This is a genomic window from Halorubellus amylolyticus (assembly GCF_034808145.1).
In the GTDB taxonomy this organism is placed as follows: domain Archaea; phylum Halobacteriota; class Halobacteria; order Halobacteriales; family Natrialbaceae; genus Halorubellus.
This window is the reverse complement of the sequence record NZ_JAXHGM010000002.1, coordinates 150333-162897: the sequence shown is the minus strand read 5'-3', so window position 1 is coordinate 162897 and position 12565 is coordinate 150333. Positions and strand designations below refer to the sequence as shown.

Here is a 12565-nt window from a genome sequence, read left to right as displayed (position 1 = left end):
CCAACCCAGCCCGGGGTCGCGACAGGCCCACCACGGGCCCGACGCGAGTCAGTCACGGGACCGACGCGCACCAGTCACGAGGCCGACGCGGACCAACCACGGGGTTGACGTGGGCACGATGGGGCAACGTTATCCCGCAGGCGGCCGTCCTGTCAGGTATGACGATAGCTGCGACCATCCACACGACGCACGGCGACATCGACATCGAGCTCTACGACGAGCAGGCGCCGCGAACGGTCACGAACTTCGTCGGCCTCGCGCTCCACGACCCCGCCGCGAACGCCGACCCCGCACCGGACACGACCACGTGGGACGACCCCGAGAGCGGCGAGACACGCGGCGACTCGCTGTACGCCGGCGCGGACTTCCACCGCATCATCGAGGACTTCATGATCCAGGGCGGCGACCCCGAAGGCACCGGCCGCGGCGGCCCCGGCTACCAGTTCGACGACGAGTTCGTCGACGACCTCACGCACGACGGCCCCGGCGTCCTCTCCATGGCGAACGCCGGCCCCGACACGAACGGTAGCCAGTTCTTCATCACCCTCGGCGCCACCCCGCACCTCGACGGCAAGCACGCCGTCTTCGGCACGGTCACCGACGGCATGGACGTCGTCGAGGAGCTCGGCGCGCTCGACACCGACGGCCGCGACAACCCCAACACCGACGCCGGCATCGAATCCATCGACTTCCACGACGACGTCAGTCACCTCGACCTCACCGGCGCCGACGTCTAAGTCGGCGACTCGCCGTTTCCTGCTCCCGTCTCCTGCTCCCGTCTCCTGCTCGTACGACGCCGCGACCAGCGTCCTGGCCGAGACTCGCGGTGCCGGCCCGTTCGTGGCTCGCGGTGCGGGACCGACAACCGAAAGTTCCCGTGGCCCCGAGTCCCGCGCAATGAGCGACAGCGAGGACGCGCACGCGCCGAGCGAGATCGGGGAGGCGAACGCGCCACCGGTGGAGGAGGCGCCGTACAAGATCATCTTCGAGGCGAACAAGTGCTTCGGCGCGGGGAAGTGCGCGGAGAAGTCGACGAACTGGGAGATGAGCATCGACAGCGGCCTCGGAACGCCGAAGACGTACTTCTTCGGCGAGGACGACCTAGAGCACAACCTCGTCGCCGCCGAGGCCTGCCCGGCGAAGAAGGACGTCGGCATCATCCACGTCGTCGACCGCCGCACCGACGAGGAGATCGCACCGGACCCCCACGGCGATGGAACGCTGAGCGTGGACTGGTAATCGCGTGACCGAACTGGTGATGGCGTGAAAGTAGAGGTCGTGGGCGCGACAGTCGACATCGACGAGAGTCTCGTCGACGCGTCGCCAGAAACGATCCGCGACCAGGTCCGCGAGTTCGAGGCCGGCGACCTCGCGTCGTTCGACCTCGCGGTCGACTACCCCGAGGACTTCGGTGGGCGAGTGATGCGGGCGATGCGCGAGATTCCGTACGGGGAGACGCGGTCGTACGGCGATCTCGCTGCCGAGTTGGAGACGGCGCCGATCGCGGTCGGGCAGGCGTGCGGTCGGAATCCGGTGCCGCTCGTGGTGCCGTGCCATCGCGTGCTCGCGAGCGACGGCGGCCTCAACGGGTACTCGGCGGACGGCGGCGTGCGGACCAAGCATCGGCTGCTGATGCTGGAGGCGACGGGACTGAACGTGGAGAGGTAGCTACGCTCGGTCCGTCCCGCCGGGCCGGTCGTCTCGGTCGTTCGCGTCGGCGTGGTCGTCGCCGGCGAGCTCGTGGGCGCGAGCGACGACGTACATGAGAACGAGGCCGGTTCCGACGGCGAGGACGAACTGACTGGCGAACAGGAAGACGGTCCCGAGCGTCGACCTCGCGCCGAAGAGGACGACGAAGAGGAACGGGACGAGTGCTCCGAGCGCGACGAGTGCGACGAGTTTCGCGAGCGGGACGGCCTCTCGGAGGAGCTGTGGCGCGTCGAGTTCGTTCGTCAGTGGGTCGACGAACGGCGTGTCGGAGGGCATCGACGACGGGTTCTGTCGGCGTTCGTATAAGTGCGGTGGTGGAGGCCGTCAAGCGAAACCGACTTTGCACCCCCGGCGGTATGGCGGAACGAGCGAGGGTGGCTGAGCCAGGCCAAAGGCGGCGGACTTAAGATCCGCTCTCGTAGGAGTTCGTGGGTTCGAATCCCTCCCCTCGCATCGCCGTCGCGAACGAAGGTGAGCGACGGCTATCGACGGGGGGATTCGAATCAGGGAGCACGCAGCGTCGAGCGGAGCGAGGCGTCGTGCGACCGTGGTTCGAATCCCTCCCCTCACACTGGCGCTGCGACGGCCCGGTTGAGATTCTATTCTATCGGCATTTTCCGAGCTATACCGGTCGTCAAGTAGGCGTGCCTGTCTAACACCAGACAATTTGATCGGTGTTGATATTGCCTCTCCAGCCTGGAAAATCGGAAATATTCCAATTAAAGATACGTTTATAGAATATAGAATGAGAACAGGTCGGGTCCTTCTCTCACTCGCGTTCTCGGCGTTGCTCCTTTCGGCCAGCGTTTCGGGTGTCGTGCAAGCCGATGATGACGAGCGTGACTCCAATTGTACTGGCGACCCAACCAACATCGAGGAACTAGAAGAACAGTACGATGCGGATGCTGCAGGTATCGCTGGCACGATAAACTCGCCGCCAAATCTGGATATCGACGCCGTCTATCTGGAAACGGCAGCGACGACAGATACAGAGAGTGACGTGTTCTACATCACGATATTCCATACCGACCTCGGCGACGCCGAGAACAACATCTTCATCAACATCTCGTCGTACTCTGCCGTAGGCGAATTAAAGAACATGGAGTGGGCGGAGGACGACGGTCCCAAATTAACATTATCCGATCCGTCGCGCAATGCATCGTTCAAAATAGTAGACGATTCCTTCGAGGACGACGTTTGTCTGCAGATCTCAGCGAACAATCCGCAGGAAGTAGAATACGACTGGAAGTTCACAATCAGCCAGAATAACGAGAACCAGTGGTATCCAGCACCGGGAACCTCGACCGCAACTCGAACAGGGACTTCGACAGCAACGCCAACAACAACGCCGACACAGACGCCGACACCGGCGCCGACAACAACCCCGACACCGGCGCCGACAACAACCCCGACAACGACCCCGACACAGACGCCGACAACAATGCCGGCACCGACAGAACAGGAGGCACCGACTTCGGCGCCTGCTGAGACGGAACAAGCGACTCCCACATCCAGCGGGAACAGTCCCGGATTCGGGGTAGTCGTTGTCTTGGTCGCAATACCGGTCACGATACTGCTGAGGCGGCGGCGGCAGTGATGCTCGGCCGTTGAGGGAGCCCGGCCTCGGCTCGGAGAGTGTTGAGGGGCCGGATCGCTGTATCTACCGATGCGGGTGATTGGTCGTGGCCGCGAGCGGGGCAGGTGGTGGGTCTTGGCGCCGTGTCCTGTGGTGGGTAGGCGGATGAACGGGTGGTGTTTGCGTCTGCGGTGGGCGTTCACTCGGCTCTGGTACGGTCGGTGGTGGTGATGGTGCCGTCGTGTTCGATGGTGAGTGTGAGTGTGTCGTCGTCGAGTTCGACGTCGACTCCGAGTTCGAGGGGGTTCGTTTGGAGGGTGGTTTCGGTGCCGGGGGTGGTCCAGTCGAGCGTCCACCAAGGGGTGGTTCGGGGGTCGGTACCGTGGTCGTGGTGGAAGTGGGTGACGGTGGGGTGGGTGAGGAGATGGAGGCCGAGTGGGACGCCGTGCTGGTAGCCGCAGCGCTGGCAGTTGGCGCGGTAGTGGTGGTGGTCGGGTTGGAGGCCACCGTGTTCGAGTTCGCCGGTGACGTGGCCGTGGCAGTCGGCGCAGATGCCCTGGCGGATGGAGTGGCTCCACTGGTAGCCGAGGAACGCGACGTTGTCGACGAGTTCGCTCTCGGGCGTGGTCTGGAGGAGGCTGGGTGGGGCGGCGAGCGCCATGGCGTGCTCGTCGGTCCCGCAGGTGACCCGTAGTTTCCCGTCGGTGTAGTGGAACTGGAGGGGGTCGTCGCAGAACGGACAGGTGCCGGGGGCGTCGCGTGGTCCCCAAGTCCAGTCGGTGTCGAGGACGCCGGAGGCGGCGGTGGTGAGGAGTTCCATGCCGACGCGGGAGAGCCGGTAGCCGGCGTCGGCGCTGACGACGAGGTCGTCGAGCGCGTCGAGGTGGTAGTTGAAGTTGCCGTTGTCGCGTGCGTCGACGGCGTCCTTGAGGTCGGTGTACGCGAGCCAGGGGTCGGTGGGGGCGTCGGCGTGCGCGTCCGCGAGCGCCTGGAGGACGTCGAGGCGTGTCGGGTGAGTGACGCGCTCGAAGACGGCCGTCACGTCGATGTCGGCGTGGGTGTCGGCGTCCGGACTGGCGTCGACGTCGGTGGGGGCATCGACGTTGGCGTCGGCGTCTGCGTGGTCCATCGGCGGATGGTGCGTCGCTGGCGACGTAAGGGTTCGTGTCGACTGGGTTAGAGTAATGCGTTGCTCGGAACGCCTAACTCGGTGCCGGTGCTCGATTCGAGTATGTCGATGACCGAACGCGAGCGACGGCGACTGCTGTCGAAACTCCAGCGGCGGTCGGGGATGGTCGGTGGGGACATCCCGGACGAGTTGACGGTGCAGGGCGAGACGGTGGACGTGAAGGCGTTCGTCTTCGAGTGCGACGACCTCGACGGGATTCCCGAGAGCGAACGGGAGCGGTTGGAGTCCCTGAAGCGGGCGTTGAAGCGCGAGCGCCTAGAGCGCAAGCAGCGACTCGAACGCGAGGCGCTCTCGGTCGAGGAGGGCGAGGCCATCGTCCGGGAGGTCCGCGGCATCGACCGGGCGTTGAACGCGCTCGAGGGCCTGGATGCGCCGGGCATCGAGGAGCAGCTCCGACGGGAGGAACTGGAGAACGCCCAGGAACTGCGGGCGCTCATGGACCTCGCGGCGAACTGAGCGCGGGCCACGGCCGCCCTTCGACTTCTGGTATTTATACGTTTGGGGGAGTTGGCGGGTCGCCAGTCGTGCGTTCCGGTTGAAATATCCGTGGTGGGTTGGTTGTGGTATGGTAGGAATGTCCTCCAGACGGCGGTTGCTCGCTGGCGCCGGTGCGGCGTTGTCGGCCGCGCTCGCCGGCTGCAGTGGCTTGACGCCCTTCGTGGGGAAGCGCGAGGAGTCGACCGAGCGCGTGCCCGTCGACGGCGCGTCCGCGCTCGCGGTGGCGGTGGACGTCGGCGACGTGACGGTTCGGACGGCGGACCGCGAGGACGTGCACGTCGACGTGGTGAAGCAGTCGAGTTCGATGAACGCGGACCTGTCGAAGCTCGAGTTCCGCGTGGAGCGCCCCCGGGACCGCGTGCGGTTGCGTGGCGTGTGGACCGGGAACGGCGGACTGTCGGGGAAGCCGTCGTTGGACCTCGACGTGACCGTGCCGTCGTCGCTCGCGGTCGCCGAGACCGAGACGCAGGTCGGCGACGTCGACGTCGAGGGTGTGACGGGTGACGTGTCGGCGTCGACGTCGACCGGTGACGTGACGGTTCGGTCGGTCGCGGGGGCGGTCAGCGCGGAGACGAGCACGGGCGACGTCACCGTCGAGGACGTCGACGCGTTCGGCGGCGCGGAGACGAGCACTGGCGACGTCACCGTCGAGGTGCCCGCCATCGGTGGCGACACGGCCGTGCAGGCGAACACGGGCGACGTGACCGCGGCGATCGGTGCGGACGTCGACGCGGAGCTGCGGGCGTCGACGAGCACGGGCGACGTCGCGGTGAACGACCTGTCGCTCGCTGACGGGTCGGTCGACGAGCGGTCGGCGTCGGGGACGCTCGGCGACGGCGGGCCCCTGCTCGAGTTCGAGACGAGCACGGGCGACGTGACGCTGTCGGCGCTCGAGTGACGCGGCGCGCGGATTCCTTCTGCGACCTCGGTTCGATACGTGGACGCCTCGGCCGGGAGGTCGAGCGTTGCGAGAACCCAGCGACGGAGCCCGACGCGAGGTTCTGCACAGCCACCACCGACGCGGGGTCCTGTACAGCCGGTACCGACGCGCCGCGTCGTGTGCGGGTTGACCGGTATTGTAGCCTGACGTGGTGCTGCCGTCGACGGCACGAACGCCGAGGTCGAGTGGCGACGGATGGCGCGGAGGAAAGCGAGTGCGTGCGGGAGGGCCGAAGCGGCGGGGACGGTGGTCGCGTTCCGACGGCGGGGCGTTTCAGGCGTCGGCGAAGAGCGCGTCGGTGACGTGCGCGCTCGCGCGACCGAGGAGGTTCGTGGCATAGAGCGTCCCGAGTCCGGTGAGGACGCCGGCGGCGGCGACGAGGAGGCTCTCGGCGAGGGTGTCGACGAAGACGTACGACGTCGTGGTCCCGAGGACGAGTGCGTCGCCGTACGCGAACGGCGCGAGGAGGAACGCCGCGGTCGTGGTGACGCCGGTGACGAGGACGACGAACGCGACGACGCCGAGGACGGCGCGGTACGCGAGGAACGCGACGCTCGTCCACGTCGCCCGCCCGACTGCCAGTTCCTTCAGGAAGTCGACGACGCCCTGGTCGACGGCGGGCAGCCTGGGGGTGACGTCGACGCCGAGGAGGCCGCCGGTGAGGTGGGCGTCGGCCCACGCGAGCGCGACGACCGAGAGGAGCGTCGCGACGACGACGACGGGGCCGAGCGGCGTGATGCTGAGGCCGACGCTGAGGCCGAACCCGACGCTGAGGAGGACGGTGTACGCGAGCCCGATGGGTGCGGCGAGCACGAGGTAGCCGAGGGTGCGGTACGTGAACGGGTCGAGGGGCGCGGCCAGGAGCGACCGGCGCCCGTGAGCGGTCTGTTCGTTTGCCATCTCCAGTCGTTCGTTCCGGCGGGAACCCCATATCAAGCGCTGGCGAGTTGTTCGCCCGCCAACCGACCCAAAGATACAAGTAGGAGAACTGTCCGGTCAGGTGCCGTCGAGCGAGTAGAGGATGGCGAGCAGGCCGGCGACGTTCGCGAGCGACACCGCGAGCAGTGACTGGGCGTCCGAGAGCGCGAGCAGCGGGTTGAGGCCGTAGACGAGGAGGAACGGGAGGACGGCGATGCACGCGACGCCGACGGCGAGGTACCGCATCGCCGCGCTGTCGTTCCGGACGGCGCCGCGGTACGCGAGCGCGGCGACCGCGCTCCCCGCCAGCGCGGTCGCTCCGGCGGCCAGCGCCGCGAGCGTGCCGGAGTCAACGCCCGCCATACACCACCTCCATCGAGGAGGAGACGGCCATCTGGAGGCGGCCGCTCGCTTCAGCGTCCACCGTAGACCACCCCCAGGATGAGCAGGAGGCCGGCGAGTTGACTGGCGGTCACGGCGAGGACGCGCGTCGACCCGCCGACGCCCGGCACGGTCGCGAGGACGACGCGGAGCGTCATCGGCACGGTCGTCAGGAGGACGAGCCCGACGCCGAGCGCCGCCATCCCCGGCCGTCCACCGTCCCGGTACCCGCGGTAGAGGCGGAGTGCGAGGTACAGCGAGAGGGCGGTCGCGACGAACAGCGCCCCGAGTGCCGCGAACACGACCGCCGGGTCGCCGCCCGTCGTCGTCTGCATCGGTCCCACTGACTGCCCCAGCGCGCTCGCTGCCTGCTCCATCGGTCCCACTGACTGCCCCAGCGCGCTCGCGGTCATTTGAATCCCTCGTAGAGGCGCGTGAAGCGGTCGCTCGGGTCCTCGCGTCGGTCGACGTCGACGTCGAACCCGTGCTCTTCGAGGTAGACGTGGACGGCGTCGAGGTTCGCGGCGTACACCTTGTAGTGGTGGCCGTCCGGGTCGAGCATCTGGTCGTCCGTGAGGAGGTCGGCGTCCTGGAGGCGTTCGACGCGGCGGTAGATGGTGGAGGGGTCCGCGTCGCACGCGTCGCTGAGCGCGTCCACGGACTTCGGCTCGTTGCGCGTGTGGACGAGGATCCGCCACGCGTACCCGTCGCTGAGGAGGTCCACGACCTCGTCGACCTCGGCCTCCGGCGGCATCGTCACGCGACTACTTGGACCGTCGACAAAAGCGTCGCGGTCGGACGGGCGAACGACTGCGGTGGGTGAACGCGCCACGAGCACGTCGCGTGGTCCGTCCGTCGCCAGGACGGGAGAACCCCGGGGGCGAGTTGCTGGCTCGCCAACTCGACCCGAACGTTTATGCTCGAACTCGCGGCTGCGTAACGTACGGATGTCCTCCACGCGGTCACCGTCGGTCGCCGCTCGCCTCCGTGCGTTCCTCGGCGTCCCCGTGCGCGCCCGGACGTACCTGAACCTCTGTTATCTCTGCCTGGCGTTCCCGCTCGGTATCGCGTACCTCGTGTTCGTCACCGTCGGGCTCTCCCTCGGCGTCGGGCTCGCCGTGGTCGTCGTCGGCGTCCCGATCTTCCTCCTGACGGTCGTCGGCGCGCTCGTCGCCGGGTCGGTCGAGCGCGTCCTCGCCCGGTACCTCCTCGACCTCGACCTCGGGTCGCGCGCGCTCCCGGCGGACGGGCCGCTCCGCGACCGCCTGGTCGCCGTCCTCACCGACGCCTCGACGTGGAAGACCGTCGTCTACCTGCCCTCGAAGCTCGCGTTCGGGACGCTCGGGTTCGCGCTCGCGACGACCGTGCTCACGACCGGCGTCAGTATGCTCCTCGTCCCGCTCTACCACCGGGAACCCGGGTTGTACGTCGGCGTCGTCACGGACCGACCCGTGGAGCTGCACCCGTCGTTGTACGTCGCGTGGAACAAGCTCCTCGTCGGGTTCGAGGCGGTGTGGACGCTCGGCGCGTGGCGCGTCCGGACGCTCGGGGACGCACTCGTCGTCGCGGTCGCCGGCGCGCTCCTCGTCCTCCTCGGCCTGCACGCCCTGAACCTGCTCGCTCGCGGACTGAAGTGGTACACGGCGGTCATGCTCGACGACGCGTACGCGCCGCTCGCCGGCGGTGGGTAGCGGCGCGCGACGTCGTGCGAGCGCCTACACCGTCGTGATGTGCGAGCGGAGCTCGCGCTCCATCTCGTCGTCGACGTCGAGGTCGGGATGTGCCTCTCGCGCGTGCGCCGCGGCCTGTTCGATGATGGCGTCGTCGGTGTCGGCTTCGATGACGGCGTCGCAGCCGTCGACGACGCACTCCAGGTGTCGTGGCATGGCGCTCGCTCCGAGGAGCCGACAGCGTATCGTTATGACTCGGTTTCCACGGGAAACGCCGAGTGAACGCCTACGGGCGGGCGAACGCGTCGGAGCGGCGGTCAGGCGTCGACCTGGCGCGGCGGGAGCGTCGCGGCGTGCGCGACGAGGACGGCGACGACGGCGAGCGCGAGCACGCCGTACCCGAGTAGGGTGTCGTCCGAACCGAGGCCGTCGCCGAGCGCGTAGCCGGCGAGCGCCGCGGCGCTCGCGGCGCCGACGACGCCCGGGAGCGACTCGACGGCGGTGGGACGACGACGCTGCCGGACCGCGACCGCGCCGACGACGACCGCGAACGCGACCGCGGTGGCGAGCGCGAACAGCATCGCGTCACAGTACCGCGGTCGCGGCGAAAAGCGTTGGGTCGCAGTGCGGGCAGTGGTCGACGGGTCGAGCCGACGACCAGACCGCGTGAGCACGTGTCACGTTCGTAGAAGTGTCGACGCCGAGTCGCGAGGTATCGAACCGGTGTTCCGCGAGCGTCAGCGTCCTGCAGAGAGCGTCGCCACGGCGTTCGTGGCGTTCTCGCTCGACATCCATGGGTAACCGAAAGAACCGTTTCACCTTTGACAGTTGTTTTATACGTACGACAGTTCAGTGAGGACGTGACATCGCCCTCCAGGCGGCGCTTCCTCAGCGGAAGCGCACTGACCATCGCAGCACTGACCGGGTCCGTCGCTGCCGACACGGACCCGCGGGAACGACCCGCTGGCCGCGGCGGGTCGTCGACTAGTCCCGCCGAGGCGATCGCCGCCCTCCCCCCCGCGAACGCCGTCGAACGGACCTACCGGTCCGTCATCGTCGAAACCGTTGACGTCGACAGCGCCGACGAACTCACGCACACCGCGCGTTCGACCGCCGAGGCGCTGGACGTCGACCCGACGGCTCTCTCGACGGTCGCGTCGGTGTTCACGGCGGACTACGACCGTCGCCTCGGGACCGCCCGCGGGTCCTTCGACGCCCCCACCGACGACGACGCCGCGACCGCCGTCGACGACTGGCGGGTCGACGACGACGGCACGCTCGCGGTCGCGTCGACCGACGGCCACGCCGCGTTCGCCGGCGGCGAGGACGAGGCGGCCCGCGTCGACACCGCGACCACGATGGCCGAGGTGGCGGTCGGCGACGCACCGCGGTTCGGCGAGGAGACCGCCGGCGTCGCGACCGCGTTCGACGCGCTCGACTCGATGCAGACCGTCCTCTTCGTCCCAGACCCGAGCGACGCGAACATCTCGAATACCGCGAGCGGCGAGCTCCGCGCGCTCGCCGCCGGGTTCAGCGTGCACCCCAGCGAACTGACGGGAAGCGGCGAGACCGAGTACTACCTGTTCCCGACCGCGGACGCCGCCCTCGACGAGGACCTCGTGCGCGCCATCGTCGCGGACGTCGAACCGAACGAGGTCGTCGATACCGACGTCTCGACGGTCGACGACGCGATCCGCGTCCGAGCTACCGTCGAAGCGGCACCCGACTACGACCGCGAGGCCGCACCCGACGCCCACGTCCGCACGAGCTTCGACCGGGAGACGACGACGATGACGTTCACGCATCGGGGCGGCGAGGCCATCCCCGCGGACGAACTCGAGCTCTGGGTCGACGGCGAACTCGCCGACACGCAGCCCGCCGACCAGGGCGACGCGTTCACCGAAGGGGACGCGCTCACCGTCGATACCGGCCCGCTCGCGGTCGTCGGCCTCCGCTGGTTCGACGAACCGGCGAACGTCTACTACACGTACGCCTCGGAGACGGTCGACCGGGAGGCGTTCGAGGGCACGGTCGACACCGACGCCGGGACGGCGACGTTCCGGTACGTCGGCCAGCACGACGCCGACCCCTCGAATCTCACCGTCAGTCACAACCAGGACGACGGCGTGCGCACCATCGAGGACGCGTTCGCGGACGCCGGCGACACGCTCACCGACGGCGACGAGGTCGTCGTCGAAGGCGTCTCCTTCGGGGATTCGGTCCGCCTCGAACTGGCCGTCCCGGACGTCACCGGCCTGAACGCGCGCCCCCTGGCGCACGTCCGCGTCTCCCCGCCGCGGCTCCACGTCTCCACGCACCCCGAGCAGGGCACGGTCCTGCGCTACCACGGGTCCACGGAGCGGGACGCCGACGAGTTCCGACTGCTCGTCGACGGCGAGCCCGCGGACACGCAACTCGCCGAGAAGACCGAGACGCTGTCGCGCGGTGATACCGTCGCGGTCGGCGAGTTCCCGCTCGGGAGCGAACTCACGGTCGAGTGGGTGGAGCCCGAGGAGTCGATGGTCGTCGCCGAGCACGTCGTCACGCCGCGCACGCACGTCTCGGTGACGTACGACGCGGACGACGGGACCGCCACGTTCACGCACCGCGATGGCCAGTCGCTGCCGGCCGAGGACCTCGAGGTGCGCGTCGACCGGAAGGCGACCGAGACGCAGCCACGCGACGAGTTCGACACGTTCGGCTCCGGCGACGAGTTCGCCGTCGACGTGCCGCCGTTCGCGTCCGTGGAACTGGTGTGGGTCGGCGAGGACGTCGAGTCCCGCGTCGGCGGGACGACGACGGGTCGGGACGCCATCGAGGCGTCGTACGACCCCGACGCCGAGGAACTGGAGCTGGTGTACGTCGGCGAGCAGCCGGCGGACCCGGCGCGACTCCACGTCCGCCGTCGCGCCTCGGGCGGCGGCGGCGAGGACGGGGACACGACCGCGTTCGCCGCGGCGTACGACGAGCTGACCGACGGCGACAGCGTCACCGTGGACGCGGGCGTCGACGACCGTGTCGCGCTCACCGTCCGCACCGAGACCGAGAACACCACGTCCGTCCGGAGCATCGCGCACTTCTCGATGACGCCGCGGCACGCGTTCGGGTTCCAGCGCGACGACGGTTCGCTAATCGCGACGTACCGGGACGCCGTCGACCGCGACGCCGACGAGTTCCGCGTCCTCGTGGACGGCGAACCCGTCGACGAGCAGCCCGGTGACGTCCACGACACGCTCACTTGGGAGGCGACGGTCGACCTCGGCGACGTCCCGGTCGGGAAGACCGTCACCGTCGAGTGGACGGCGGTCGACGACGCGGTCGAGGTCGGCGAACACACCGTCGCGCCGTCGGCGGCGTTCGACGTCTCCTACGACGCCGCCGAGGACGCTCTCACGGTCGAACACGCCGGCGGCGACACCGTCGACGCGGACGACCTGAGCGTCGTCGCACCGCCGTCGATCGAGCGCCCCACGGACTGGACCGGCGAGGGCGAGGTCGCCGAAGGCGACGCGGCGACGTTCGAGGTGACCGAAACGCCCGAGATGGTCTACGTCGTGTTCGCCGAGCGCGAACTACTCGACCGCGAGCAGGTCGACGACGACGGCGAGCGAGAGCACGCCGTCCCGGAGTAAGGTGTCGTCCGAGCCGAGGCGGTCCCCGAGCGCGTAGCCGGCGCTCGTCGC

Annotated in this window: 16 protein-coding genes and 1 tRNA gene; 9 read left to right on the top strand and 8 right to left on the bottom strand. The window is 68.8% G+C overall.

Annotated features, from left to right (window positions below):
• The first annotated feature begins 158 nt into the window (after positions 1 to 158).
• From SM754_RS06570 to SM754_RS06560, 3 genes are all read left to right on the top strand, one after another.
• A complete protein-coding gene (locus SM754_RS06570) occupies positions 159 to 737 on the top strand; it encodes a peptidylprolyl isomerase (protein WP_323675428.1) in 579 nt (192 codons plus the stop codon).
• A 160-nt stretch (positions 738 to 897) separates the two neighbouring features.
• A complete protein-coding gene (locus SM754_RS06565; protein ID WP_323675427.1) occupies positions 898 to 1239 on the top strand; it encodes a ferredoxin in 342 nt (113 codons plus the stop codon).
• A 24-nt stretch (positions 1240 to 1263) separates the two neighbouring features.
• Positions 1264 to 1668, top strand: a complete 405-nt coding sequence (locus SM754_RS06560) for a methylated-DNA--[protein]-cysteine S-methyltransferase (protein ID WP_323675426.1) — start codon at positions 1264 to 1266, stop codon at positions 1666 to 1668.
• Here SM754_RS06560 and SM754_RS06555 read toward each other — a convergent pair whose 3' ends face one another.
• Complete coding sequence (locus tag SM754_RS06555) at positions 1669 to 1986, bottom strand: hypothetical protein (RefSeq protein WP_323675425.1); 318 nt, start codon at positions 1984 to 1986, stop codon at positions 1669 to 1671.
• 92 nt (positions 1987 to 2078) lie between these two features.
• Here SM754_RS06555 and SM754_RS06550 point away from each other — a divergent pair.
• Both SM754_RS06550 and SM754_RS06545 read left to right on the top strand, forming a co-directional pair.
• Positions 2079 to 2163 (top strand) — tRNA-Leu (locus tag SM754_RS06550).
• Between the two features lie 292 nt (positions 2164 to 2455).
• Positions 2456 to 3307 (top strand): PGF-CTERM sorting domain-containing protein, encoded by an 852-nt coding sequence (locus SM754_RS06545; RefSeq protein ID WP_323675424.1) that lies wholly within the window; start codon positions 2456 to 2458, stop codon positions 3305 to 3307.
• Positions 3308 to 3485: 178 nt separating this feature from the next.
• Here SM754_RS06545 and SM754_RS06540 read toward each other — a convergent pair whose 3' ends face one another.
• Positions 3486 to 4415 (bottom strand): DUF7351 domain-containing protein, encoded by a 930-nt coding sequence (locus tag SM754_RS06540; protein ID WP_323675423.1) that lies wholly within the window; start codon positions 4413 to 4415, stop codon positions 3486 to 3488.
• A gap of 102 nt (positions 4416 to 4517) precedes the next feature.
• Between SM754_RS06540 and SM754_RS06535 the strand changes: the two genes are divergently transcribed.
• Together SM754_RS06535 and SM754_RS06530 are read left to right on the top strand one after the other, a co-directional pair.
• The gene (locus tag SM754_RS06535; protein ID WP_323675422.1) at positions 4518 to 4931 is read left to right on the top strand and encodes a DUF5788 family protein; all 414 of its coding nucleotides are present in this window, start codon (positions 4518 to 4520) and stop codon (positions 4929 to 4931) included.
• A 109-nt stretch (positions 4932 to 5040) separates the two neighbouring features.
• Positions 5041 to 5871 carry a DUF4097 family beta strand repeat-containing protein gene (locus SM754_RS06530; RefSeq protein WP_323675421.1) on the top strand — a complete coding sequence of 277 codons (831 nt, stop codon included), beginning with the start codon at positions 5041 to 5043 and terminating at the stop codon, positions 5869 to 5871.
• Positions 5872 to 6186: 315 nt separating this feature from the next.
• On the opposite strand, the gene SM754_RS06525 is transcribed toward SM754_RS06530, so the two are convergent.
• The 4 genes from SM754_RS06525 to SM754_RS06510 all read right to left on the bottom strand — a co-directional run bounded on the left by SM754_RS06525 (position 6187) and on the right by SM754_RS06510 (position 7966).
• A complete protein-coding gene (locus SM754_RS06525) occupies positions 6187 to 6813 on the bottom strand; it encodes a sensor domain-containing protein (protein WP_323675420.1) in 627 nt (208 codons plus the stop codon).
• 96 nt (positions 6814 to 6909) lie between these two features.
• Positions 6910 to 7194 carry a DUF7521 family protein gene (locus SM754_RS06520; protein ID WP_323675419.1) on the bottom strand — a complete coding sequence of 95 codons (285 nt, stop codon included), beginning with the start codon at positions 7192 to 7194 and terminating at the stop codon, positions 6910 to 6912.
• A gap of 50 nt (positions 7195 to 7244) precedes the next feature.
• Positions 7245 to 7625: a hypothetical protein gene (locus SM754_RS06515; RefSeq protein WP_323675418.1), complete on the bottom strand. Its 381-nt coding sequence runs from the start codon at positions 7623 to 7625 to the stop codon at positions 7245 to 7247.
• A complete protein-coding gene (locus SM754_RS06510) occupies positions 7622 to 7966 on the bottom strand; it encodes a helix-turn-helix domain-containing protein (RefSeq protein ID WP_323675417.1) in 345 nt (114 codons plus the stop codon). The genes SM754_RS06515 and SM754_RS06510 overlap by 4 nt, the downstream gene beginning before the upstream one ends.
• A 193-nt stretch (positions 7967 to 8159) precedes the next feature.
• On the opposite strand from SM754_RS06510, the gene SM754_RS06505 reads away from it, so the two are divergent.
• Positions 8160 to 8903, top strand: coding sequence for a sensor domain-containing protein (locus SM754_RS06505; protein WP_323675416.1), 744 nt, complete (start codon positions 8160 to 8162; stop codon positions 8901 to 8903).
• A gap of 24 nt (positions 8904 to 8927) precedes the next feature.
• Here the strand turns inward: SM754_RS06505 and SM754_RS06500 are convergent, their stop codons facing one another.
• Both SM754_RS06500 and SM754_RS06495 read right to left on the bottom strand, forming a co-directional pair.
• Positions 8928 to 9098 carry a DUF1059 domain-containing protein gene (locus SM754_RS06500; RefSeq protein WP_323675415.1) on the bottom strand — a complete coding sequence of 57 codons (171 nt, stop codon included), beginning with the start codon at positions 9096 to 9098 and terminating at the stop codon, positions 8928 to 8930.
• A 101-nt stretch (positions 9099 to 9199) separates the two neighbouring features.
• Complete coding sequence (locus SM754_RS06495; protein ID WP_323675414.1) at positions 9200 to 9463, bottom strand: hypothetical protein; 264 nt, start codon at positions 9461 to 9463, stop codon at positions 9200 to 9202.
• Between the two features lie 279 nt (positions 9464 to 9742).
• Here SM754_RS06495 and SM754_RS06490 point away from each other — a divergent pair, with 279 nt between their 5' ends.
• On the top strand, positions 9743 to 12514 hold the full coding sequence (locus SM754_RS06490; RefSeq protein ID WP_323675413.1) for a type IV pilin N-terminal domain-containing protein: 2772 nt from the start codon (positions 9743 to 9745) through the stop codon (positions 12512 to 12514).
• Positions 12515 to 12565 lie beyond the last annotated feature (51 nt).

Excerpts from the sequence above, each read along its gene's own strand:
- SM754_RS06500 (WP_323675415.1), bottom strand. The coding sequence starts at position 9,098 with ATGCCACGACACCTGGAGTGCGTCGTCGACGGCTGCGACGCCGTCATC.
- SM754_RS06505 (WP_323675416.1), top strand. The coding sequence starts at position 8,160 with ATGTCCTCCACGCGGTCACCGTCGGTCGCCGCTCGCCTCCGTGCGTTC.
- SM754_RS06510 (WP_323675417.1), bottom strand. The coding sequence starts at position 7,966 with ATGCCGCCGGAGGCCGAGGTCGACGAGGTCGTGGACCTCCTCAGCGAC.
- SM754_RS06525 (WP_323675420.1), bottom strand. The coding sequence starts at position 6,813 with ATGGCAAACGAACAGACCGCTCACGGGCGCCGGTCGCTCCTGGCCGCG.
- SM754_RS06540 (WP_323675423.1), bottom strand. The coding sequence starts at position 4,415 with ATGGACCACGCAGACGCCGACGCCAACGTCGATGCCCCCACCGACGTC.
- SM754_RS06570 (WP_323675428.1), top strand. The coding sequence starts at position 159 with ATGACGATAGCTGCGACCATCCACACGACGCACGGCGACATCGACATC.
- SM754_RS06535 (WP_323675422.1), top strand. The coding sequence starts at position 4,518 with ATGTCGATGACCGAACGCGAGCGACGGCGACTGCTGTCGAAACTCCAG.
- SM754_RS06515 (WP_323675418.1), bottom strand. The coding sequence starts at position 7,625 with ATGACCGCGAGCGCGCTGGGGCAGTCAGTGGGACCGATGGAGCAGGCA.
- SM754_RS06545 (WP_323675424.1), top strand. The coding sequence starts at position 2,456 with ATGAGAACAGGTCGGGTCCTTCTCTCACTCGCGTTCTCGGCGTTGCTC.
- SM754_RS06565 (WP_323675427.1), top strand. The coding sequence starts at position 898 with ATGAGCGACAGCGAGGACGCGCACGCGCCGAGCGAGATCGGGGAGGCG.
- SM754_RS06530 (WP_323675421.1), top strand. The coding sequence starts at position 5,041 with ATGGTAGGAATGTCCTCCAGACGGCGGTTGCTCGCTGGCGCCGGTGCG.
- SM754_RS06555 (WP_323675425.1), bottom strand. The coding sequence starts at position 1,986 with ATGCCCTCCGACACGCCGTTCGTCGACCCACTGACGAACGAACTCGAC.
- SM754_RS06520 (WP_323675419.1), bottom strand. The coding sequence starts at position 7,194 with ATGGCGGGCGTTGACTCCGGCACGCTCGCGGCGCTGGCCGCCGGAGCG.
- SM754_RS06495 (WP_323675414.1), bottom strand. The coding sequence starts at position 9,463 with ATGCTGTTCGCGCTCGCCACCGCGGTCGCGTTCGCGGTCGTCGTCGGC.